The organism is Insulibacter thermoxylanivorax (assembly GCF_015472005.1).
GTDB lineage: Bacteria > Bacillota > Bacilli > Paenibacillales > DA-C8 > Insulibacter > Insulibacter thermoxylanivorax.
The window spans coordinates 1-21580 of the sequence record NZ_BMAQ01000020.1 but is presented as its reverse complement, the minus strand read 5'-3'; the positions used below and the strand labels follow the sequence as shown (position 1 = coordinate 21580).

The following is a 21580-nucleotide window of genomic DNA, read 5'->3' as shown; positions in this document are numbered from 1 at the left end:
TATGTTAGGAAGTTTTTCCAGCGGAGCTGAGGAGGTGCGTTGCCGATGATGATGTATAAGGGCAAATACGGCGTCCTGGTGATCAGCCATGGTTCACGGGAGGAGGACTGGGTCCAGCTCGTCGATGAAGCAGTGGCGCAGGCGGCTATCCCTGCCGGTATTCCGGTGTTCTCCTCTTATCTTGAGCTCGTCGAGGGAAGATTGATCCAGGATGGGATCGACTGCTTGGAAGCGAAAGGGGTGACGGACATCATCACCGTGCCCCTGTTCATCTCATCGGGCAGCGTCCATATCGATGAGATCCGATATGCGCTCGGACTGGAAGCGGAGCCTGCGCTGCCGACGGATCTTCCGCGCATGCGGGCAGAGGCGAAGATCCATTGGACCTCGGTGATGGACGATCATCCGCTGATCCTCGAAGCGCTCTACGATAAACTCCGTCCGCTGTCCGAGGAGCCGGAACGCGAGGTATTGATCGTCGTCGGCCATGGCAGCCGTGAGGAAGGATTCTATGAGAGATGGCTGGCCGTCTTGGAGCGGGCCGCACATCGGCTGCGGGAGCTGGGCGGATTCCAAGTGGCCTATCCGGCGATGCTGCAGCAGGAGGAGCAGGCGCGTCAGTTGATGGAGAAGGTGCAGGTGGAGCATCCGGGTTGTCAGGTGATTTTGTCGCCGTTTTTTGTCAGTGAGGGGTATTTTACGAGGAAGGTTGTGCCGCAGCGCTTCGCTGGGTTCGAATGGCGTTACAATGGGAAGACGCTCCTTCCCCATCCCGCTGTCAGCAAGTGGATCGCAGAGCAGGTTCGCAGCGTGCTGCCTGGGATGGAATGATCAGACAGGAGAGGGGCAGACAATAGTAAGGTCAAGAGGAAGCTGCAAGGAGCCGTCAACAGGACGAATCGCAGCGCCGGCGTGAGGCGTGAGTGGACAGGTTTCGCTTAGGTGATCAGGATTGGAACGGAACAGGGTTTGTGCCATAATGGAACTAAACGGTATATGATATTATCGTGGATGGTGGTGCTGTACGAATGGTGAAGCGCGCCAGATTGATCTATAATCCGAGTTCTGGTCGAGAGGAGATGCGCCGGCGGCTGCCTGATATCCTGGATCGTTTGGAACGGGGCGGTCTGGAGACTTCCTGTCATGAGACGAAGGGAACGGGGGATGCTACGCAGGCTGCGGCGGAGGCGGTCGCCCGTGGTTTCGATATCATCATCGCTGCCGGCGGCGACGGCACGATCTACGAGGTTGTGAATGGCTTGGCGGAGCTGGAACACAGGCCGAAGCTGGGGATTCTGCCCGTCGGAACGACCAATGATTTTGCCCGGGCGGTCGGCATACCGCGCTCTTGGGAGCAGGCCGCCGATGTCATCCTGCAGCAGCATACCGTGCCGATCGATCTCGGCAAGTGCGAGCTGGAGGATGGGACGAAGTATTTTATCAATATTGCCGGCGGGGGATCGATTACGGAGTTGACTTATGAGGTGCCCAGCAAGCTGAAGACGATGCTGGGACAGCTGGCATACTATGTTAAAGGGATCGAGAAGTTGGCTTGGCTGCGGCCGATCAAGGTGGAGATGCGCACGGGGGAGCGGGTCGTCGATGAGGAGATCATGCTGTTCTTCCTGGCGAACAGCACTTCTGTGGCCGGCTTCGAGAAGCTGGCTCCGGAAGCGAGTCTCAATGACGGCAAGCTTGATCTGATCATTCTGAAGAAATGCAGTTTGGCGGATTTTATCCGATTGGCATCGATGGCTTTGCGCGGGGATCATCTGAACGATCCGCTGGTCGAATACCTGCATGTCGATGAGATCATGCTAAGGTCCGAGGATCAAGTGCAGTTGAATCTGGACGGGGAATTAGGCGGCAGTCTTCCCGGCCGATTCAGCGTTCTGCCGCATCATCTGCATGTGATCGTTCCCGCGGACAGTGCAGCAGCAGGCACAAGGCCGATCTGACACGTTTGTTGTGTGCAGAATCGGCCTTTTTGGGTGAGAAGATATGGGATATATATCAGCGAACTATCAAGCAGCGCAGGACTGTTATTCGTTCCCTGCCGCGGCTGTGCCCATGAAGTTAACAGGGCCGCGTATGCGTACGCGGGATTTCCTGCTTCTCTCGGCAACGGCGAACATCGTATAGCGAATCTCGCCGCTAGCTGCATCGAGAGCTGAAGGGAAGTCTCCTGCTGTGAAGTTAAGCAGCCGGGTGTTGCCCGCCTCCGCGGGCAGATCGCCCTGCAGGGTGTAGATGATCGTCCCGGAACCGAAAACTTCGGTACTGCCGCGCTGGACATAGACTATGACTCTGGGATTGCCGGAACGGATCGTAACGCCGATCGTTCCCACGAGTTGAACGCGAATGCTGCTTTGGTTAGGCGTGCCGAGTGCCGCTGCGGTCTGCAAACCGATATCTCCAAGCAGAATCGGAGTATCCGTTGGCAATATAAGATCCTCGTTATCCGAAGTGAAGAAGTCGGATACTCTGGAGTCTAGGAATTGTACTGGCATCGTCCTGCACCTCTTCTCGACAAGCGTTACTCCAATATATGAATGGACTTGCAGAGAAGGCCGTGCAACAGCCGCCTTGCGGAAGGGTTTAAGCAAAAAAGGCAGATCAGCATGGGCAAGTCCAGCCGAACGCGCTCGCCGGATGGACTTGCGTTGCTCGGAAATCATGCGTATTTGCTCGGCATCGCACTTCGCTGCACGCAGGGCCGGCTGTTGTGGCATAATGATGGTAATTGTGATAAGAGAATGATGTTAGAGCGGCATTCATTCGATAGTAACGGGAATTAAGAATGAATGAGGATACAGGATATAAGGGACAGGGAGCATAGACAAGCTATGAACAAAAAGACACGTACAACGATTAAACAAAATCATCCAGCACCGCTTCCGGTGAATCAGGGACAAGTCTGCGAGGTGGAGATCCTTGATCTCACCTATGAGGGACATGGCGTAGGGCGTGTGGAAGGATTCACGTTGTTCGTGTCCGGTGCTTTGCCCGGTGAGCTGGCACGTGTGCGGGTAACGGAGCTGAAGAAGCAGTACGGCCATGCGAAGCTGGAGGAGGTGCTGCGAACCAGCGGGGAACGGGTCGCACCGCTGTGTCCAGTCTATGGCCGATGCGGCGGCTGCCAGCTGCAGCATCTAAGCTATGAAGGGCAGCTGAGGTGGAAGAGACAGCTCGTTATCGATAATCTGCAGCGTATCGGGAAGCTGGATGTCCGGGGATCATCGAGCGCCAGCGATGCTGGCTCGCACGGAGTGATCGTGCACCCCGTGATCGGCATGGAAGATCCATGGCGATACCGCAACAAGGCCGTCGTGCCGATCGGAGAGCGGGAAGGCGGATTGATCGCAGGATTCTATGAGCCGGGGAGCCGCCGCATCGTCGATATGGACAGCTGTCTGATTCAAGATCCGCAGAATGATGAGCTGATCCGGCAGGTGAAGCAGATCGCCGGTGAGCTGGGGATCCCAGCCTATGACCACGCGACGCATCGCGGCCTGCTGCGCCATGTGGTTGTGCGGGTCGGCGTGCAGTCGCGGGAGTTGATGCTCGTGCTGGTGACCAACGGCAGGAAGCTGCCGAAAGCGGATGAGCTGGTGGATCGCATCCGTGAGGCGGTGCGCGTGAGCCAGCCTGAGTATGCGCTTAAGAGCATCTGTCAGAATGTGAATACGAAGCGGACAAGCGTGATCTTTGGCGAGGAGACACAGGTGCTGTGGGGAAGCGAGACGATCGAGGATCGGATCGGGGAGGTTCGCTTCGCGATCTCGGCGCGGTCCTTCTATCAGGTGAATCCCGTGCAGACGAAGGTGCTGTATGATAAAGCATTGGAATATACCGCACTTACCGGAGAAGAAACAGTGATCGACGCTTACTGCGGCATCGGGACGATCTCGCTGTTCCTGGCCCAGCGGGCGAAGAAGGTGTACGGCGTAGAGATCGTGCCGGAAGCGGTCGAAGACGCAAGGCGCAATGCGCAGCTGAACGGTGTAACAAACACCGAATTTGCCGTTGGCCGGGCGGAGGATCTGCTGCCGCGTTGGCGCAAGGCCGGCATAGCGGCGGACGTGATCGTCGTCGATCCGCCGCGCAAGGGCTGCGATCGTTCGCTGCTCGAGACGATCATCGAGATGAAGCCGAAGCGGGTCGTCTATGTCAGCTGCAATCCAGCGACCCTCGCCCGCGACCTGCGCATCCTTGAAGACGGCGGCTTCCGCACAGTCGAGGTGCAGCCGGTCGACATGTTCCCGCATTCGGGGCATGTGGAGTGTCTAATATTGATGGTTAGTGAAGAATAGATGAGATGTGGCAGTATTGCTCAGATATATTATCGCTAGTGGTAAGACGGAAAGTTGAGTTGAGTGTTGAAGCGGCAATACTTAATTTACAGGTTGGGGCATAAATTCGTTTAAGAACTCGATACTTAAAGGAGCAGTAGCTTCAATGATAAGTCACAATGAGAAGGAGTCGATATCTAAGGTATTAATATTGTGTAGAGATGACAATCACGCTAGTATGGTACGCTTTATTAAATGAATGTTATTAAATTTGTTGTAAGGAGGTATTTTATGAACATTGAGAAAAAGCTTACCGAACATCTTAACAACTTTGAGTCCGCACCTTTTCTTTTTGTTGGATCAGGGTTTTCACGAAGGTACCTTGGATTAGAAGATTGGCATGGGCTTCTTCGGAAATTTGCTTCCTTTAATGACAAGCCATACGAGTATTATTTATCTTCTACTGAAGACGGCGCGGCTGAACAGGTAGCTACACTACTGGCAAACTATAATGGACCCATAAAACTAGACACGAAATGAGGAGATGTTAAAGTAGGTTTATGAAAAGAAAACGATATACACCAGAGTTTAAATCCCAGATCGTGCTAGAGGTCCTAAAAGAAGAAAAAACTATGAGTGAAATTGCTTCCTCTCATGGAATCCATGTGAATCAGATCCGGCAATGGAGGAATGCGTTTCTTGAACAAATGCCCCAGTTGTTTGCGAAAGAAAATAAGAAAGTAGATCAAATGAAGGCTGACTATGAGCAACAAATTGAAAACCTTTATGCCGAAGTTGGTCGTTTAACCACGCAATTGTCGTGGCTTAAAAAAAAAATCTGGCCTTAAGGAGTAGGGCAGAACGTATTGACATGATTGATTGGGACGATGCAGAACTCCCTATTGCCACCCAGGCTGAATTGCTCGGACTCAATCGGTCCAGCTTGTATTATAAGCCTGTGGAGCCTTCTCCTGAAGAAGTGTTCATCAAGCACCGAATTGATGAAATTTACACCAAATATCCGTTTTTTGGCTCTCGGCGGATCACGGCCGTTCTAAATGAAAACGGGTTACACATTAACCGAAAGGCCGTTCAGCGCCATATGAGGGAGATGGGGATTGCCGGGATTTCACCTGGCCCCAACCTTAGTAAGCGCAACCTGGAACACCGGATTTATCCCTATCTTCTTAGAAATCTCGACATCACTCACCCCAACCAGGTATGGGGGATTGATATCACTTACATCCGGCTTCAACGCGGTTGGATGTATCTCGTCGCCATTATTGACTGGTATTCCCGTTACGTCGTTAGTTGGGAGCTGGATCAGACGCTGGAAATCGATTTTGTCCTTGAAGCCGTCAAACGGGCGCTGTCGCACGCTCAACCTGAGATTATAAACAGTGATCAGGGCAGCCACTTCACCAGCTCGAAATATACCGAGCTGGTACTGGATAAGAAAGTTCAAATCAGTATGGACGGCAAAGGTCGGGCTCTTGATAATATCATTACCGAGCGATTGTGGCGGACGATAAAATATGAAGAGGTCTACTTGAAGGAATACGAGAGTCCAAGAGAAGCAAGAAAAGAGATCAATAACTATTTCCATTTCTATAACCATGAACGCCCTCATCAATCATTAGGCTATAAACCACCTGCCTCTGTTTATGGCCTGTGAGTGATTCATCCTTTATAGAGGATCCTTCTCACGAGAGAACCTGTCAAGGATTCGGCAGAGCCCTCGCTTCGCTCGCTCTTGACAGAACCTCCCCTGAGAAGGAAAAATAAAAGCAGGATGAATCACTCCAAAAAAATGTGTACTCCCACTTTATTAGCCTCAATGAGCACCCCAAGCTCTAGAATGCAGATATCCTTTTTGGTTTCTGCCCCACCTTAAAAAAATAAAATTAGTGTCTTGACGATGGGGTCCACCATAAGTTTAGCCTCCAGCATGAGCTGGGGATATTCCTACGTGAAAAGCTTCCGGATTATCGTATTCAATTTGAAAGAAATGTATCATACTTCACACCAGACAATAAAGCTATAAAAAAAGAAATAGATATCACTATATTTAATGAAGATAAATCGGAGAAGTATGCAATTGAACTTAAGTGCCCATTAAATGGCCAGTATCCAGAACAGATGTATTCATTCGTGAAGGATATTAAATTTATGGAGGAGCTTAAGAACCGAGGATTTACTAGAACAGCTGCTGTTGCTCTTGTTTCGGATAGACCTTTTTATGAAGGGCGCAACAATGAAGGTATATATAAGTTTTTTAGAGAAGAATATTCTGTTTACGGTTGCATTTTTAAGCCAACAGGTGTAGGAAAGAACAAAGATAGCATTGCATTAACAAGCAGACAGGATTTTATCTGGCAGGACTTAATTGATGGTCGAAAATATTACATAATAGAAATTTAACTTTATGGAGGTGAAATGGAGAATGAAGGACGATTATCCAACGACAAGGGATTTATATGATTATGAATATTACATGAAAAGCAGACCGCATGTTGTTTTACTGGGCGCAGGTGCGAGTTGTGCGGCTATCCCAAATGGTGACAAGAATGGTAGGAAAATATCTGCAATGAATGGTTTCATTAAAAAGCTCGGATTGACAGATATACTAGAAAAAATAACGCTACATACTTCTTCAGATAATTTAGAAGACATTTATATGGAACTTGATGAACGCAGTAAAGCAGAACCTATTTGCATGGATGCTAAGCAAAAGTTGGAGGAAGTCATCCGTGAATACATGTTAAACTTTAAGTTACCTGATAATCCTACGGTGTACGATTATTTGATTATGGGACTAACTTCAAAGGATTTAATTGCAACCTTTAATTGGGATCCACTATTAGTGCAGGCTTATGCCCGTGCGATGACTTATACTACCAATTTGCCACAGTTAGCTTTTTTACATGGAAATGTTGCAGTTGGATATTGTCTAGAGGATAATGTCATGGGCAATGTAGGAATGACATGTAGATGCGGTAAACCCCTCGCTCCAACAAAACTCTTATTCCCAATAAAGAATAAGAATTATTCCAGTGATACAGCTATATCAAAGTCATGGAAATCATTAAATAATGCGTTAGAGGTAGCATATATGGTCACTATTTTTGGATATAGTGCACCAAAGAGTGATGTAGCAGCTATAGAAATGATGAAAAAAGCATGGGGTGCAGTAGAAGATAGAAATTTTGAAGAAATAGAAATAGTTGATTTACGTGAAGAAGATGAAGTTATTGAATCTTGGGGTGATTTTATTCATACGCATCATTACTCATATCATTCCAGCTTTTTCACTACCACAATAGGAAGATGTCCTAGAAGAAGTTGTGAAGCAACGTTTGACAGATTAATGATGAACCGTTGGTTAAAACCAGATAAAGGGTTTAAAGCAGATATGGATTTTGGTGATATAGATAAATTGACATGTGATTTAATAATTGATGAGGAAAACAAAAAAGGAACAAAGAAACTTCTTATAAATCCATATGTATAAAGTAGGAGAAAAATCAGGTATGCTGGATATTAGTTATAATTATTTAAATGGGGTTAATTGTGGGGAATTTAGAGATAATTCGTTATCAGTATTCCCCGGTACTGAAGAAAAATGGATATGGAAAATAAATGGAAAGTCTTACGTTGACCCTGATTCAAGATGTAAAAAACTATATGAAGACCTAGCTTTATATTACAACGGTCTTAAATTGCCCAGTGGGAATTACATTGAAAGTATTAAAATCAAAGAACGTAATAAAGGCAGAAAAGACTGTTATTATGAACTAATAATCAACATAATTAAAAAAGGTAAGTCAGAGAAAACAATAATTGCTCAAATCGGATTAGGAGTAGATTACATCGGACCATCAATTTATTGGGCTTGTGAGGCAGGAATGACTTCAAGAGAAATAGGAACATTCTTACAAACTACAAGAACAATCGGGGGGCATATTGTATGGCCACGATGGATTGGAACACCAAAGAAAAATGGTAAGATTGGTTATGATTTTATCGAAGATTTTAAGTCTATTAACGTGTCTAGAGGTGGGGAGAAGGGTTTTTATGATAGAATAGATCTCACCTTGTTTGATTTGAAAGAATGGTATTTAGAACGTAAGTGTAAGTTACAAATTACTTACGACAAAAATAAGATATGGTTGGAGCAATTTGTTGATTTTAAGAACTTTATCAGTTTTTTTAAAATGGATTGTTTTGTATATACAGAAGAGAAAGAGATTAAAATTATAAATCTCTGTTCTTTTTGTAATCGGGGGAAAAACGAATACTTGTGTTCAAATGACGTAGAACATGCATCTATTCCAAAAGATAAGATAGCATATAGCATATTCGCATCCGCAAGCATGGATTTAATTAAGTTGAGAAATTCATTATTGTTATTGAAGTAAAATGCATTTTATTTTTTATGTAAAATTAGTGGATATGTTCCCGCTTACCGATAGTACAAAAAATGTTTTTGACGTGTTTCCGACTACCCACAATGTAAAAGACATCAAACCAACCGGCTCGTTGCATGTGGAGTGCTGTGTGTCGCTCATCCGGAAGTAATATATAAGTAGCCGCATTTACCTATAATTTAGCCTGACAAAGCTTAAGCTGAAAAAATGCTTGGGTTTTTCTTTATGCAAAAATGACTTGCAGACCCTCCCAACTAGAGCTAACATACACAAAACTCGATGACTGGGAGGATTTTTCTGATGCACGAAGCCGTATCTTCAAACCGCTATTCCTTGATCGGACTCGAAGTGGACGATGCGACAATGGCGCAATTATTAGAAATGGCAAGACGCCATTGCAAGCTCGTCCTCGAACATGGCAGATCGCAAACTTCAGCAGAGCGGCGGCGGGAAATCATAAGGTAACATTACCTTCCTCTACAACTCCAACTGAAAGCGGCTCTTTCCTGCTTTTCTGCACCTACCTTTTGATAATTTATAGATTCTAGAGATGATGTCTCCACAGGCATCATCTCTTTTCTTTTGTCATCAAATCTCATCTTTTATCAATAAAAGTGCAAAAATTTCATTCTACACTTTGTTGGTCAGATAATAAACTATTTTATGGTAGGAAATCTCAAGCCTACGAAACAAACTATTTAAGGTGAGTCCTGGTTTTAGTCGCACGCAGGAAACGGATGTGCAGTTGAATCCTCATTTGGACGTCTTCTTTGAGGACAATGGATGGCGTGCAGGAATGTTTTGCTTGCGACAAGCAATGGCAGACGTCGGGCAACCGAGGGACCGTGCTCCTGGGCAAATACTTAGATATGCCAAGTAAACTAAACAGCGAGTTGTTGGTTGGCAAGCTCCAGGATTTTCGCAACGATTTGATCTTCGACGTTATCTTCAAGCGGAATGGACTCCGAGGCGAAAGGTTTCAATTCATCATGGTGTCCTATCATCACGGAATGTAGCGCCGTCTTGAACATGGGAATATCGTTCGAATCGTTTCCGAATGCGACAAACTGTTGTTCATCCACTCCCAATTTCTTTAAAGCGGTCCACTTGTCGACTTGAGGCGGATTCACATCAATGATGTGTTCTTTTCTGTGTCTGTGAACGGTCACTCCGAGCGCACGAAATTTTTCTGCAAGCGATTCCATGTCTTCTGCCGTAAGGATAAGTATTTTAATGACGGATTTGAGAGAATGTACAGGAACTTGCCGAGCCAGTTTTGAATGATCAATTTTGTGCAAAATAGGGTGATCTACGGGACCCGTGTACGCATAATCCCAGTCGCTGTCGATTAAAAAAGTCGCTTGATGTTCTTCTATAAGCCGAAACAATCCTTGCATCTGATCTTCAGAAAACGATTCAACGTGTGCGATTTTTCCATTGATGGATATGAGAGACCCGTTTCCTCCAATCAGAGGATACTCATGGAATCGTTGATGAAGAACCGGAAGCAGATCTCGGATCGGACGAGCCGAAGCGAAAATGACTTTATGCCCTGTTGCCGTCAAATCCTCCAGACAACGTAAAATGACTTCCGAAACGGGCTGTCCGTTGAAGCAGATCGTGCCATCCAAGTCAAAAACAAAGGTCGTCAAATTTCTCCCCCCAGCCGTCGTCATTCCATACCAAATACCTTATCTTATCGAAATCTTGTCGTCAAGCGTCATAAATCGGGGGATGGATTTTGACGGTAAAATGAGCTGATGCGGCAGAGCAGAAAGAGAATGAGAGCAGAAAGAGAATAAATGTTGCCTGTTGACAAAATAGTAACCAATGGTTATAATATAACCAATGGTTACTATTTTGAAATGAGGTAAATCAAATATGTCAACGAGACAAAAGAAACGTTCCGAGGAGACGAAACAGGCGATTTTGACTGCTGCAGGCAGGATGTTTGCCGATCGGGGATTCGATTCCGTGACCATGCGGGAGATCGCAAAGGAGGCGGGCTGTTCCCACACGACAATCTACATTTACTTTAAGGATAAGGAAGAACTGCTATATGAACTTTCCATGCCTTCTCTTTTGGAATTAAAGAAGCGTTTTGACATCATATCTGCAAAGAGCGGAACGTCTCCGGAATCCAGGCTGAAAGAAATGAGCATGGAGTTTGTACGGTTTTGCCTGATGAACAAAACGATGTACACCATATTTTTTATTGCGAAGGGAACGAGGGTGGATGAAAAAGATCCGAAGCTGGCCATTAACCGGCTGAGGATGGATCTGTTTGAGCAAATCAAGCGGGAACTCCTTGCAACTTTACGATTGACTCCCGATGATGACCGTCTGCTGATGTTCAGCCGTATTTATTTCTATATGATGCATGGAATGGTGAGCACCTATAAGGACTCCGCAGAATCACTCCAGGACATGATGAACCGCCTGGGCGCCACTTTTGATGAAGCGTTTGAAGTCCTGCTCGTCGGCTTGAAACAAAAATCGCAGAAGGGGGACGATAAACAATGAAAGTCACCCGGGTTTCCGAGCATATATGGAGCGTTAAATTGTGGATCATCATTCCGATTCACGTTTGGTTGGTGAGGGAGAAGAGCGGAATCACACTGGTAGACACAGGGTTAGCGATGATGGTGAAGGGAATCTTGAATGCCATCGAACAACTGCAGGCCGAACCGTTGCAGCGAATTGTGCTGACCCATGGTCATCCCGACCACATCGGAGGCCTCCAGCGTATCTTGCATGCAAATCCGGTTCCGGTTTACGCTCACAGAGTCGAGATTCCTTATATTGAAGGAGAGCTTCCCTACAGACAAGGTAAAAAACCGGTTGCTTACATGCAAAAGGGGGCCGTTCAAGCTCTTAGCGAGGATGAACACGGACAATTGCGATCCATAGGCAGCTTAATGCCTTTCAATACGCCGGGACATTCCCCCGGGCACGTTGTATTTTATCACGAGGAGGACCAGGTGCTGCTGGCTGGAGACCTGTTCACATCTCGGAACGGAACATTGCGTCCCGCGCTCTTTACTTCCGATATTGAAGAAGCGGTTCGAAGCAGTTCCATCGTGAGCAAGCTTCGACCTGCAAGAGTGGAAGTTTGTCATGGAAATCCTCTGTTTCACGCTGCGGATCAGATAGAGGATTACATGTCAAAACATTTAAAAGCCCCAAAAATTCAGACAGGAGGCCAATAGGCCTTTTTTTTAACGTTTTAATCAATTGCTCCGCCCTCCCCTCCCTTTACTCCGGGATACGATGGCTCGACGACGTTTCCCGTGCCTGAGATAAATATCCAGCATGGACACATTTCCCAATGTGTTGAGCTGATTGATGGAAAGAGCATTAATATAATTCCGGTTATCCTTTTTGAAAAACGTGTTGTTGTTTACATCATACGTAAACTGTGCGGATGGAGAAGTATAGTCCATATACGAAACCGCCACTTGATTTCCTTCCCTTCATTCAGTAATGGGCATTTGACTCATGGGATATCTTATGTTTCACCGCGGATGAAAGTGCGTCTTTGCACGTGTGGTCATTGAACGGAGAGTAATTGAACGGAAGGTAATTGAACATATGTGTAAAATTGTTCTCGGTCACGTTTTGCCGTCATTCTGGCAAAAAAAGAAGAGGCACTCTATCATAAATGTATGCTTGCACGGCAAATACATTTAGAAAGAGGCCTCTTCATGAAAACCATTATATCAGAATTAGAGAAAATAATACACCAAACAAAGGACTTAATTGACTTTGAAGAACAAGTTCGTCTCCTAATGTACGATACATTTGCCCGCATGGTGGGGGACGTTTTCACATCGATGAATCGTGTCATCTCGATGAGTGGATTGGATTCAAAGCATATGACCGGAGAAGTCCCTTTGTGGATGTGAAAGTGGCTGAAATGGCTGCGGAAACCACCTATCGTGAAGTCGCCCATATCCTCAACGAGTGGACAGCTGTCAGCATCAGTCATACGACCGTAGGAAATATTGTGAAGAAGGTCGGGAAATCACAAAAAGAGGCGGACGAAGAACTGGTCAAGGAGTTGGAAGAGTCCGCAGAACTGCCGAAGGGGAAGGAAGTTGACTTCCTTTACGCAGAAGCAGATGGGGTATTCGTGCGTGGGACGGAGAAGAAAAAGAGCCATGAAGTGAGTCATGCCATCATTTATGAGGGCTGGGAAAAGAACGGGGATCGTGTGTCTTTGGTGTCACCGAAAGTCATTATGACCACGGAACCGACGGATCAATTTTGGAAGGAAGTCCAAGCATTTACTGCTCACGAATATTCCCTGGAAAAGACGCAAGTCGTGACGAATAGTGATGGTGGGCCGGTTATACAGCCGAGCGCTTTCAAGAAGTCTTTTCTCAATCCGAATACCCTGTTCTTAGATGGAATCCAATCAACGCCGCATCACTTACCGGATGAAGAAAAGAGGCATGCATTGGAGCTCTGAAGGTGCGGAGGCGATGGTGAAGATCAAACAAGGTATATTTAACGGCACGTTGAGGGCAGCTTATCTGAAACACATGAAAATGAGCACACGAAAGCAACGAGAAGTGAAAAAAGTGATCCGAATGTCTTTCTATCTCCGACAACCGACACGTCCTTCCATCGGTGTCAAAGAAGGTTCAATTCCAGTTTATGGCCCGCATTCATCCGCCATTGGAAAATTGGCGAAGAGTTTCAGATGAAATCCGGACGGAGTCACTCATCAGCAATATAAGGAGACTCGAACGGGAGGAAAGGCCTAGGGGAGACCCCGCAGGGCGCAGCCCGAGGAGGCTCCCCAGCCTCCCGCGGAAAGCGAAGTATATTTCCGGAGCGGTGTATCAGCACACGTTACGTCATACGATTTAGCACTAAGAAAGCCGAAAAATGCGTACAAAAATAGAGTGCTCAAAATATTGGTGCCATTACGGTACCGAGAAAAGCTTGACACACACGAACTCCCGGAGTTACTTTGACCGATGCTTTCGGATTTATATGATAATTATAAACGATTATTTACTCTACCGCTACTATTGTCTATTTATAATGTTAGTTCAAATCATGTTAGTATTTTACTTGAGCGGAGGTGCTAGTAGCTGTTTCTAAAATTCTGTTCCTCTCTTTGTTCGTAGCTATTGTCACCACTCTGTAGGTGTTGCCCAAGGTAACGTAATATTCTTTTTCATAACAATGATGGCCTTTACCTGTAAAGGGTTTTTCCCCATAATATAACGACCGACCAACGGTTGCCATTTCGACGTGTAATTCAATCGTTATTGTCGCGTTGTAATTACCCCAATAATAGTCGAAACCACCAGAAATAGCTTTACCTTGCATCCAATGTTCAAAGTGGCCCCTATTACTTCTCAATTCAAAATGACATTGGTTGTTCTGTAAAGGGCATCCAATCCGCAAAAATTGACTTCCTAAGAATCAGAAAAGATAGTGACGTAATAATTTTGATCTCTTCTGTTACATATTCTGATTTCAATCGTCATTATTTAGTAGACAACATGATATTGCTTCAGTATCTTTCAGATAGCTATGAAATTTAACGAGGGAGGGAAGGGTTATGTAACATAAAAGAAAATCAGGGAACTCCGTTGCCTACTGTAATCGCTTAATCTTTTGTAAAAAAAATGTTAGGAGGAAGAAAATGAGAGAGTTTTATAGAAAATCTATGATGTTCCTGCTCATGTTCGTTTTGGCATTCTCAGTAGCTACTGTTTCGGGAGTTAGTGCAAATGCGGATGAAAGTCATATTCATGTGTTAAAAGAGTCTGAGTTCTCAACATATGGTGCAAATCCTCCCGGTAGTAGTGCCTCTACTCATGATCTCTCAACAAGCAATTATAACTATCAGGTTGAATCAGTGGGATATCGGGTATTTACTGACAAATGGCTTACTGGAGCATCATCCATGAAGGTTACTGTTGAGAACTGGGAGTTGATTGAGGAATACGGTGGTACCAATGACAAAATAACTATTAGTGTATGCCAAAGTGGTTTTTGGGGAGATACTTGTACTAGCAAGGTTATTACTGGACTCAGCAAAGGCGGCAGTGATTATGTTACGTTCAGCAACTTGGATTCTTCTACTAAATACTATGTGCGGTTTGAAGTGCCTACAAACAGTAACAGGTACAAGTTCAACGGAACGATAAGCAAATCCTAGCAATCTGATAAAATTAGGTAGGATCAGGGCTGTCGTCAAGATTGCGCAGCCCTGATTCAAATTAAATTAAAGATGGTAGTGTTAATGCGTTCACTAGCATCAATTAAGTGCTTGTCTAAAGAGGTTCATTCATTATCTTCTTCGTTATTTAACGGGGAAAACTTTACAATACCGAAATTTCGCCTTTCATCATTCATTAAAAGCGTTGGGAAGGATATCAAATGAATACAAATAATGTTTGGAGGTTTTGGAAGTTAATATTTGTTGCCTACGTTTTTTTTCTTCTGTGGTTTGTTGTAGTAAAACCTATTGGTTTTATTGATAGAATACAATCCATACTTGAAAATAGGAGTATCGGGATCTGGAACTACAATGTAGATCCGTTTCGAAGTATCTCAAGTTATTTCCGTTTTAAAACGACTCCATTTGCCTTCATAAATATTTTGGGTAATATTGTTGCGTTCTGTCCATTAGGATTCTTAATCCCTACTATTTTTACAAAGTACAGGAAACTTTCTAAGACTTTGTTGATTTGTTTAATCAGTATAATTGGGATCGAGAGTTTCCAATTTGTCACAATGTTAGGTTATTTTGATGTTGATGATATCATTTTGAATATGACAGGTTGTTTAATTGGATATTTTGTTTATAGTGGGTTTAGAATATTAGCCAGGAAAATAGCTAAACCTGAATTTCGAAAGTAACAACTCTATGAATACGTGAAAAGGGCTCAAAATCTTAGATAATGGTGCTGGATGCTGAACACATCACATAGAGTGCGATTACGTGACTTTCACAGAAAAGGGGTTAAATAACTCAACTGGATATAAGGACCTGCAATCGGGTATTAAACTTTGAAAGCCGTCAGCTAGTCTGACCGCAAATCCGCGTAGATATTTGCCCTGGAAACTTTGCTTCCACCGGGTTAGCATCTAGGTAAAAGAAACAGTACGCGAGCTAGAGAACTGATCTTAGTACGCATTATTTCATGAATAAAAATTGTAAATAGACTGTTGTACGGTCTTTTTTCGTTTATAGCGATTTGAATTCAGATTTAGAAGTCTGTTTTCCTATTACAAGCGTTTATTATACGCACATGAAGTTTGCTCATTTGACTGATTTGTAAAGAAAATAAGAAATGCTGATGATCTTGCAGCATAAGGTCATCGGCATTTCCCGACGGTGTTTCATACTCGTGGCTTACAATTTCGCGCATGAGTGCCATTTGCTCTCCGGGATCCAATTTGCGGCTAACCAGGGGCGCAATCAAGCCGTAACGGAAGTTAGCGTCTTGCTGCCTTGCTTGCTCATCCATGCAAAATCTCCTCTCCCTGTGGTCTATGAGAGTATCCCATAGACGCTAGAAACCAGGGAGGGCGCATATTTTGTGGGATCGGGAGGGCAACTTGCCGTCCAGGCGATTTTTAAAGCGATTTTGGGGGCGACTTTCGCTTGCCGTGCTCCTTGGCGGCGGATGCTGAAGGAATTTATAAGCGTGATGCTGCAGGTAACCCTGCATTTAGAAAAGTCCAATAGCCCCGTCTAGATGCGCCAGCGGGGATGAATCGGGATAACAGTTTGTTCAGCCAATCCAGTGTGTCCATTGGCGTTGGATTCATCATGGTGGGGTAAAGGCGGAGCATATCTTCGTCTACTCCCCCGGCAATGAATTGCCCGGCAACCCAAAGTGCCGCATTTGCTGCGCGGTGCAAATGCCTTGCCCACCAGCGTTTCAACGTACGGAAGCTGTAACGGACGCTAGATGTTGTCGTGCTTTCTGCGATCTGCCGCCAAGAGAATCCCTTGCGCTTGCGCTTCAATGCCGCTTCTCGCACCCAAGTCGCATACCGGGCCCATGGAATCAGAAATTCCGGCAGAAGGGAAATCGTCTTATTACAAGCAGGACAGTACCAGCGGTAGATGGGGATCAGGATGACTTCGTGTTTCGTCACAACGCCTCGCCAATAACGACCGTGTTTATGGAGAAGCCGGCCGCAATCGTCACAGCAGATTTGGACGTCAGGAGATTGATTCTCGAAAGTGCGTAAATAAGCCTTGCAAGAAAGGCCGAAATAAAGTACTTTTGACATGATGAAGTGAATGCTCCTGGGGATCCTCGCCAAAGGTTCGGGAGCATTTTCCTTTTTAATCGACAATAGCCTAATCCCCCGTCAATGTACAGAAGGGATTAGGCTATTGTCGGCTGTTTATTCGGTTTGGCTCCGCCAAACCGAATGGCGAATCCATGGTTTTTTTCCGCCAAATAACCAGGCGGCGAACAGCATATCATGATTTCAAACGTTTTTAATAATAGACAAACATGATATTGCTTTAGCATCTTTTCAGAAAGCTATGAAATAAAAAGAGGGAGGGAAGGGGGGCGAAATAACAAGAAAAAATGCCCGATGAAAAGAAGTTTTGAGCTGTGTTATTAAGGGAAGAAGAAAAAAAATTGAAAGGAGTATATCCGGGTTTGCTAAAATGCCCAAGTTTACCACATATATTTATTTTTTATAAACATATTATACGAGGAGATACTGATATAAAAAAACGGTAATTGGTATTCTAATAGTCTGTTTTGTTTATTTTTCAATGCACCAAGATTTTGAAAATAGTTTAATGCTTGGTTATTTAATTATGATTATAGTGATTTCACTTCTTGCTTTCCTCCGACAGAAGTATTATTTGATAGGGAAATCTATGAAATGGTTATCCCGCACGAGATCAACCCGTTCAAAATCAGTACCCTAGAATCTGGCTACAAGGTAGGTATGAAGAAACGGTTTATTATAAGCATTAATTTTGCCGCTAGTAATCATTCGTTTTCAGTCATCCTTCATATCTCCTGCTAAGTTCCTATCACAAGGATTGGCGGATCATAGTGGTACTAAACTGGGAAGAACCCGCAAAACTTCCCATTCTACGTTTATATCATCATCGTTGAAATGGATTTTAACATTTCAATTATTCTTTCAATAAAAATCGTAATGATAAAAGGACGATGATTCACGATACAAATCCATAATCCGTATCCAATAACAGATACAGCCCCAAAAACTGCTGCATCCCGATAAAGTCTCTTTCGAAGCAATCCCAACATCGGTAAACCGATCAAAGGCGCCAGCAGGATGTGAAGCATCAACATGTTCAATTCATCCTCCTTTTCGCTTCTCGAACGTGCGTTTGACCCATGTTGTCACCAGCAACAAAAAGGGGATCAGCTTTTTTATTGACCATCGATTCCAGATATACGCACTGCACGGTTTGTTCCCCTTGGACAAACAAGGATCGGCAGACCAATTCCGGGGGTAACCCGAGGGCTGTTTGAATGTCTCCGAAAAAATCATTCTTGATCGATTGATTTTATTTTTTTCTTGCCATCGACGAACCTCCAGATTCTCACATCTCATCATTATCATTATTTCCTATTGGGTGGATTCTTTAGAAAAAAAAGAGGGTAGCCCGTTGACCTCATATTTGTGCACCGTCTGCAAAATCAGGCAGAACAATTCGGCTTTGCGGATCGCGTGACTATTCTGTTTGTAAACGAACTCCCCTAGTCCGTCGAGAACGAAAATGGGGTGGTGGTACGGGGCCGATCTGAAGACAGGAAGGTGTGCGCGTGGACAACCCGAGGCGGCTGTTTCCGTCGGTCTAACGCCCGCGGGCGCTCCGGCGTTAACAATCGGATCGGCAAGGCGAATTTGATCGTATCCCTCAACATGGGCGCACACTCGCGCGAATTTTATTTGGGCCTTGCGATCATGTACTGACTCTTCTCTATCTGATTCCCCGCCATCTACGGCGGTGACTCTGTCAGATCGTCGTGGATTTAACGGATCGACTGCCGGTTGTCATCGGAAAAGCTACCGGTTTTACTGGCAGGTTTGGGTGGACAGTATCATGTTTGATGGGGCTCGTGACTGCCTCGATAACCGTAAGCATCGTTCTCGCCCCAGAAGTTCCTCAGCTGACTTCCTCTTTTTCTGAAATACAGCTGTCTTAACAAAAATTTAACAACAGATCAAATACACTGTGGTTAAGTAGTCGGGGAAAAGAAAAAATGAGGTGAAAAAAATGAGAATGAAACGTTTTTTAATTACGGCTGTTTTGTTGATAACCGTGTTGCCCATGACCGCATTTGCCTTGGCAAATGATGCGCTGCCAGTAACGATTCAAAAGGGTGATGTTGTTTCGAAGTCAGAGGATATTTCGGGTCAGTCTTCTGGAGCTGTTACAGTAAATCAACAAGCAATTTCTCAAGCGAATGACACAAACCCAACTTCAAGTGATGTCACTGTGGACGGGCAGCCGGTACACAAAATTCAACTATCAGAGGAAAACATCATTGAATTGAATCTTGGGGATTCTGACGATGTTGGTGTACAGGCTACTTATCCGGTTAACTTCAACTTGCCGGGATCATCACTTGCCACAATAAGTGATGGGTCTGGAAACCCGTGGTATTTGACTCGGAACGAAGAGGTAACCATATCATTGACATGGCTGCCTCGGGACGCTGCACTTCGAGTTGGTTTAATCGACTCGGACAATACATTTTTTTATGTGAACTTTACAGGCGGTGCCGATAGTCGAACCTTTGTAGTGAATGTCGCTGACAACTATCGAGTGGGGATTTACAATACAGATACCCACCAAGTGACAGTCACCGGAAATATCACGATCTAAACAAAAACCATTCCCCGACTACATTGTTTTATGAAAGGTGAGCAAAAGATGCGGATGCTGGTAATTGAAGATGAGCAAGATTTGGCCAATGCGATTAAAAAAGGATTGGAAATGGAAGGATTTGCGGTAGATATTGCATTAGATGGAGAAGAAGGCTGTCACCTGGCGGAAATCCATGCCTACGATATCATCATCTTGGATTTAAACTTGCCAGATAGGAATGGGTTAGACGTGCTGCAACACATACGACATCTGTCTAAACAAATCAGAGTGCTGATTCTAACAGCGCTTTCTGATACATCTTCTCGTGTGAAAGGATTGAATTTGGGAGCGGACGATTATCTTGGTAAACCATTTGATTTTGAAGAACTGAAAGCAAGAATACGCGCCTTATTGAGACGTGATCTTTTACGAGAAAGCCCGCTGCTCACCTATGGCCCTATCGAGTTGAATCCGATCACGAAGACAGCAACTTGTGCTGGGCAACAGCTGACCCTTACTCGTAAGGAGTTTGCCTTATTACAGTATTTTTTATCTCATCCTGATCGAGTTGTCTCGTCCGAAGAATTGGTTGAACATGTGTGGGATCAGCATGCGGACCCTTTTTCCAATTCCGTCAGGGTACATATTACGACTTTGCGTAGTAAGATAAGATCCGTTATCCATGCAAACTTTTTGAATACGGTGCCAGGGTACGGCTATCGACTGAACAAACAAATTGAGAGGTTATCAAAATGATGAAAAGCAAGCGGCTCACATTGGCGGGAAGAATCGTGTTGTGGAACCTGGGTTTAATCATATTAACAGGCGTGTTTCTGTTGGTTTCGCTCAATGTTTTTGTTCAAATTATGCTTCCTGCTGTTCATGTGAAGCCCAATGATATGCTACTTCAACAAGATCATGAAGTGATCGTACCCACCATTGAAGTGAATCAGGTAAACGAAGAGGGGATGCTCAGATCGGATGTAAGCTTTTCATCTGAATTGATTGCATTTAAAGGACAAGTTCTCCTTTTTTCGCTGATCTGCCTGCTCATCATGATTATATTAGGTGGGGTCGGGGCGTTTTATCTCTCCAAAAGAAGTCTGTGGCCGGTGCGTTTATTGAGTGAACGACTTATGAAAATCAATGCCAATGATTTGTCCGTGCAGCTTCCTGTTAAGGAACTGCCCAATGATGAATTGAAAGAATTAACGGAATCGTTCAATACCATGCTGAAAAAATTAGAACATGTCTTCCAGCAGCAAGAACGTTTTATGGCCAATGCCGCTCATGAATTTAGAACTCCCTTGACGATTTTGAAGACGAATCTGGAAGTCTTGAGGAGTGATCCATCCGCAACTTTGGCAGATTATCGGCAGCTCTCGGACATTTTTGAAAAGACGTTAAAACGAATGAATCATATGGTCAATGAACTGCTCGTTCTGGCTAAAAATCAAGACCCGGATAAGGATGTGATTGAAGCGGGTTCACTGATCCGTAAAGTCGTGAGTGAATTAAACGATTTAGCTTCAACACAGACAATTTCTATTGAAACCCAGATCCATCCTGATGTTGAGATATATGGGAACGATATTTTAATCCAGAGAGCCATCAGCAATCTGGTCGAGAACGCTATTATGTACAACAAGCCACAAGGAAAAGTGATCATCACGTGTGCAAGTCAAGAAGGAGAGTGTTTCATTTCTATCATGGACACCGGAGATGGCATAGATGAAAAACACATTCCGTTTATCTTTGAACCGTTTTACAGAACTTCGGAAGGTAGAACGAAGAACAAGGCAGGCACAGGGCTAGGTCTATCCATAGCGTTATCCATTATTAAAAAGCATGAGGGAACGATTGAATACAGTCGTGCGCAAACGATGAAAGGCTTTATCGTCCGCCTTCCTGTAGTCGACTAGCGGAAAGATGTACTCCATTCTATTTCATGTTAATAGTACCCCCAGCATTGTCGATCGAAGTGATTTGTTATTAGCCCCCTAATCCAT

General features: G+C 44.8%; 21 protein-coding genes and 2 pseudogenes. 17 read left to right on the top strand and 6 right to left on the bottom strand.

The genetic code is table 11. The annotated features are described in order from the left end of the window. The first annotated feature begins 45 nt into the window (after positions 1-45). Both PRECH8_RS09055 and PRECH8_RS09050 read left to right on the top strand, forming a co-directional pair. Entirely contained in the window at positions 46-831 is a 786-nt protein-coding gene (locus PRECH8_RS09055) for a sirohydrochlorin chelatase (protein WP_242457511.1), read from the top strand. A gap of 197 nt (positions 832-1028) precedes the next feature. Beyond that, on the top strand, positions 1029-1958 hold the full coding sequence (locus tag PRECH8_RS09050) for a diacylglycerol kinase (protein ID WP_200966783.1): 930 nt from the start codon (positions 1029-1031) through the stop codon (positions 1956-1958). Between the two features lie 84 nt (positions 1959-2042). Here the strand turns inward: PRECH8_RS09050 and PRECH8_RS09045 are convergent, their stop codons facing one another. After that, positions 2043-2510: a hypothetical protein gene (locus PRECH8_RS09045; RefSeq protein ID WP_200966782.1), complete on the bottom strand. Its 468-nt coding sequence runs from the start codon at positions 2508-2510 to the stop codon at positions 2043-2045. 336 nt (positions 2511-2846) lie between these two features. Between PRECH8_RS09045 and rlmD the strand changes: the two genes are divergently transcribed. From rlmD to PRECH8_RS09010, 7 genes are all read left to right on the top strand, one after another. Beyond that, the gene (gene rlmD, locus PRECH8_RS09040) at positions 2847-4313 is read left to right on the top strand and encodes a 23S rRNA (uracil(1939)-C(5))-methyltransferase RlmD (protein ID WP_242457510.1); all 1467 of its coding nucleotides are present in this window, start codon (positions 2847-2849) and stop codon (positions 4311-4313) included. Positions 4314-4583: 270 nt separating this feature from the next. Beyond that, a complete protein-coding gene (locus tag PRECH8_RS09035) occupies positions 4584-4832 on the top strand; it encodes an SIR2 family protein (protein ID WP_200966780.1) in 249 nt (82 codons plus the stop codon). A gap of 20 nt (positions 4833-4852) precedes the next feature. Further along, positions 4853-5967, top strand: a protein-coding gene (locus PRECH8_RS09030) for an IS3 family transposase (protein WP_200966779.1) whose coding sequence is annotated in 2 segments (ribosomal slippage) — positions 4853-5120 and positions 5120-5967 — 1116 coding nt in all. Because the reading frame shifts where the segments join, the coding sequence is not laid out codon by codon here. Positions 5968-6461: 494 nt separating this feature from the next. Further along, entirely contained in the window at positions 6462-6713 is a 252-nt protein-coding gene (locus PRECH8_RS14520) for a hypothetical protein (protein ID WP_242457509.1), read from the top strand. 22 nt (positions 6714-6735) lie between these two features. Then, entirely contained in the window at positions 6736-7803 is a 1068-nt protein-coding gene (locus PRECH8_RS09020) for a hypothetical protein (protein WP_200966778.1), read from the top strand. Then, positions 7796-8710 (top strand): DUF6994 family protein, encoded by a 915-nt coding sequence (locus PRECH8_RS09015; RefSeq protein WP_200966777.1) that lies wholly within the window; start codon positions 7796-7798, stop codon positions 8708-8710. Before PRECH8_RS09020 ends, PRECH8_RS09015 begins: the two co-directional genes overlap by 8 nt. 309 nt (positions 8711-9019) lie before the next feature. Then, positions 9020-9184 (top strand): hypothetical protein, encoded by a 165-nt coding sequence (locus tag PRECH8_RS09010; RefSeq protein ID WP_242457508.1) that lies wholly within the window; start codon positions 9020-9022, stop codon positions 9182-9184. Positions 9185-9600: 416 nt separating this feature from the next. On the opposite strand, the gene PRECH8_RS09005 is transcribed toward PRECH8_RS09010, so the two are convergent. Next, positions 9601-10395: an HAD-IIB family hydrolase gene (locus PRECH8_RS09005; protein WP_200966775.1), complete on the bottom strand. Its 795-nt coding sequence runs from the start codon at positions 10393-10395 to the stop codon at positions 9601-9603. 205 nt (positions 10396-10600) lie between these two features. Between PRECH8_RS09005 and PRECH8_RS09000 the strand changes: the two genes are divergently transcribed. Together PRECH8_RS09000 and PRECH8_RS08995 are read left to right on the top strand one after the other, a co-directional pair. Next, entirely contained in the window at positions 10601-11242 is a 642-nt protein-coding gene (locus PRECH8_RS09000) for a TetR/AcrR family transcriptional regulator (RefSeq protein WP_200966774.1), read from the top strand. Beyond that, entirely contained in the window at positions 11239-11928 is a 690-nt protein-coding gene (locus PRECH8_RS08995) for an MBL fold metallo-hydrolase (RefSeq protein WP_200966773.1), read from the top strand. The genes PRECH8_RS09000 and PRECH8_RS08995 overlap by 4 nt, the downstream gene beginning before the upstream one ends. Positions 11929-11990: 62 nt before the next feature. Here the strand turns inward: PRECH8_RS08995 and PRECH8_RS14515 are convergent. Next, positions 11991-12177 (bottom strand): annotated as a pseudogene (locus PRECH8_RS14515) (cupin domain-containing protein); the annotation flags it as partial. Positions 12178-12423: 246 nt separating this feature from the next. On the opposite strand from PRECH8_RS14515, the pseudogene PRECH8_RS08990 reads away from it, so the two are divergent. The 3 genes and pseudogenes from PRECH8_RS08990 to PRECH8_RS14775 all read left to right on the top strand — a co-directional run bounded on the left by PRECH8_RS08990 (position 12424) and on the right by PRECH8_RS14775 (position 15604). After that, positions 12424-13428 (top strand): annotated as a pseudogene (locus tag PRECH8_RS08990) (UPF0236 family transposase-like protein). A gap of 953 nt (positions 13429-14381) precedes the next feature. Next, complete coding sequence (locus PRECH8_RS08980) at positions 14382-14900, top strand: hypothetical protein (protein WP_200966771.1); 519 nt, start codon at positions 14382-14384, stop codon at positions 14898-14900. Positions 14901-15121: 221 nt separating this feature from the next. Next, positions 15122-15604 (top strand): VanZ family protein, encoded by a 483-nt coding sequence (locus tag PRECH8_RS14775; RefSeq protein WP_200966770.1) that lies wholly within the window; start codon positions 15122-15124, stop codon positions 15602-15604. Positions 15605-15954: 350 nt separating this feature from the next. Here the strand turns inward: PRECH8_RS14775 and PRECH8_RS08970 are convergent, their stop codons facing one another. The 3 genes from PRECH8_RS08970 to PRECH8_RS08960 form a co-directional block, all read right to left on the bottom strand. Continuing rightward, positions 15955-16215, bottom strand: a complete 261-nt coding sequence (locus tag PRECH8_RS08970) for a hypothetical protein (RefSeq protein WP_200966769.1) — start codon at positions 16213-16215, stop codon at positions 15955-15957. Between the two features lie 172 nt (positions 16216-16387). Continuing rightward, positions 16388-16990, bottom strand: coding sequence for a DUF6431 domain-containing protein (locus PRECH8_RS08965; RefSeq protein WP_207161785.1), 603 nt, complete (start codon positions 16988-16990; stop codon positions 16388-16390). A gap of 836 nt (positions 16991-17826) precedes the next feature. Further along, positions 17827-18045 carry a hypothetical protein gene (locus PRECH8_RS08960; protein ID WP_200966767.1) on the bottom strand — a complete coding sequence of 73 codons (219 nt, stop codon included), beginning with the start codon at positions 18043-18045 and terminating at the stop codon, positions 17827-17829. Positions 18046-18977: 932 nt separating this feature from the next. Between PRECH8_RS08960 and PRECH8_RS08955 the strand changes: the two genes are divergently transcribed. From PRECH8_RS08955 to PRECH8_RS08945, 3 genes are read left to right on the top strand one after another with little or no spacing between them, the layout of a single operon-like run. Next, entirely contained in the window at positions 18978-19589 is a 612-nt protein-coding gene (locus tag PRECH8_RS08955) for a hypothetical protein (RefSeq protein WP_200966766.1), read from the top strand. Positions 19590-19619: 30 nt separating this feature from the next. Next, a complete protein-coding gene (locus PRECH8_RS08950; protein ID WP_242457506.1) occupies positions 19620-20327 on the top strand; it encodes a response regulator transcription factor in 708 nt (235 codons plus the stop codon). After that, positions 20327-21493, top strand: coding sequence for a sensor histidine kinase (locus PRECH8_RS08945; RefSeq protein ID WP_242457505.1), 1167 nt, complete (start codon positions 20327-20329; stop codon positions 21491-21493). Before PRECH8_RS08950 ends, PRECH8_RS08945 begins: the two co-directional genes overlap by 1 nt. Positions 21494-21580 lie beyond the last annotated feature (87 nt).

What these genes read in the sequence shown, in the direction of transcription:
- PRECH8_RS09005 (WP_200966775.1), bottom strand. Translation starts at nt 10,395, where the DNA reads ATGACGACGGCTGGGGGGAGAAATTTGACGACCTTTGTTTTTGACTTG.
- PRECH8_RS08945 (WP_242457505.1), top strand. Translation starts at nt 20,327, where the DNA reads ATGAAAAGCAAGCGGCTCACATTGGCGGGAAGAATCGTGTTGTGGAAC.
- PRECH8_RS09050 (WP_200966783.1), top strand. Translation starts at nt 1,029, where the DNA reads ATGGTGAAGCGCGCCAGATTGATCTATAATCCGAGTTCTGGTCGAGAG.
- PRECH8_RS09045 (WP_200966782.1), bottom strand. Translation starts at nt 2,510, where the DNA reads ATGCCAGTACAATTCCTAGACTCCAGAGTATCCGACTTCTTCACTTCG.
- PRECH8_RS08965 (WP_207161785.1), bottom strand. Translation starts at nt 16,990, where the DNA reads ATGTCAAAAGTACTTTATTTCGGCCTTTCTTGCAAGGCTTATTTACGC.
- PRECH8_RS08995 (WP_200966773.1), top strand. Translation starts at nt 11,239, where the DNA reads ATGAAAGTCACCCGGGTTTCCGAGCATATATGGAGCGTTAAATTGTGG.
- PRECH8_RS09015 (WP_200966777.1), top strand. Translation starts at nt 7,796, where the DNA reads ATGTATAAAGTAGGAGAAAAATCAGGTATGCTGGATATTAGTTATAAT.
- PRECH8_RS08950 (WP_242457506.1), top strand. Translation starts at nt 19,620, where the DNA reads ATGAAAGGTGAGCAAAAGATGCGGATGCTGGTAATTGAAGATGAGCAA.
- rlmD (WP_242457510.1), top strand. Translation starts at nt 2,847, where the DNA reads ATGAACAAAAAGACACGTACAACGATTAAACAAAATCATCCAGCACCG.
- PRECH8_RS08980 (WP_200966771.1), top strand. Translation starts at nt 14,382, where the DNA reads ATGAGAGAGTTTTATAGAAAATCTATGATGTTCCTGCTCATGTTCGTT.
- PRECH8_RS09010 (WP_242457508.1), top strand. Translation starts at nt 9,020, where the DNA reads ATGCACGAAGCCGTATCTTCAAACCGCTATTCCTTGATCGGACTCGAA.
- PRECH8_RS09055 (WP_242457511.1), top strand. Translation starts at nt 46, where the DNA reads ATGATGATGTATAAGGGCAAATACGGCGTCCTGGTGATCAGCCATGGT.
- PRECH8_RS08970 (WP_200966769.1), bottom strand. Translation starts at nt 16,215, where the DNA reads ATGGATGAGCAAGCAAGGCAGCAAGACGCTAACTTCCGTTACGGCTTG.
- PRECH8_RS14520 (WP_242457509.1), top strand. Translation starts at nt 6,462, where the DNA reads ATGGAGGAGCTTAAGAACCGAGGATTTACTAGAACAGCTGCTGTTGCT.
- PRECH8_RS14775 (WP_200966770.1), top strand. Translation starts at nt 15,122, where the DNA reads ATGAATACAAATAATGTTTGGAGGTTTTGGAAGTTAATATTTGTTGCC.
- PRECH8_RS09020 (WP_200966778.1), top strand. Translation starts at nt 6,736, where the DNA reads ATGAAGGACGATTATCCAACGACAAGGGATTTATATGATTATGAATAT.
- PRECH8_RS08960 (WP_200966767.1), bottom strand. Translation starts at nt 18,045, where the DNA reads ATGTTGATGCTTCACATCCTGCTGGCGCCTTTGATCGGTTTACCGATG.
- PRECH8_RS09035 (WP_200966780.1), top strand. Translation starts at nt 4,584, where the DNA reads ATGAACATTGAGAAAAAGCTTACCGAACATCTTAACAACTTTGAGTCC.
- PRECH8_RS08955 (WP_200966766.1), top strand. Translation starts at nt 18,978, where the DNA reads ATGAGAATGAAACGTTTTTTAATTACGGCTGTTTTGTTGATAACCGTG.
- PRECH8_RS09000 (WP_200966774.1), top strand. Translation starts at nt 10,601, where the DNA reads ATGTCAACGAGACAAAAGAAACGTTCCGAGGAGACGAAACAGGCGATT.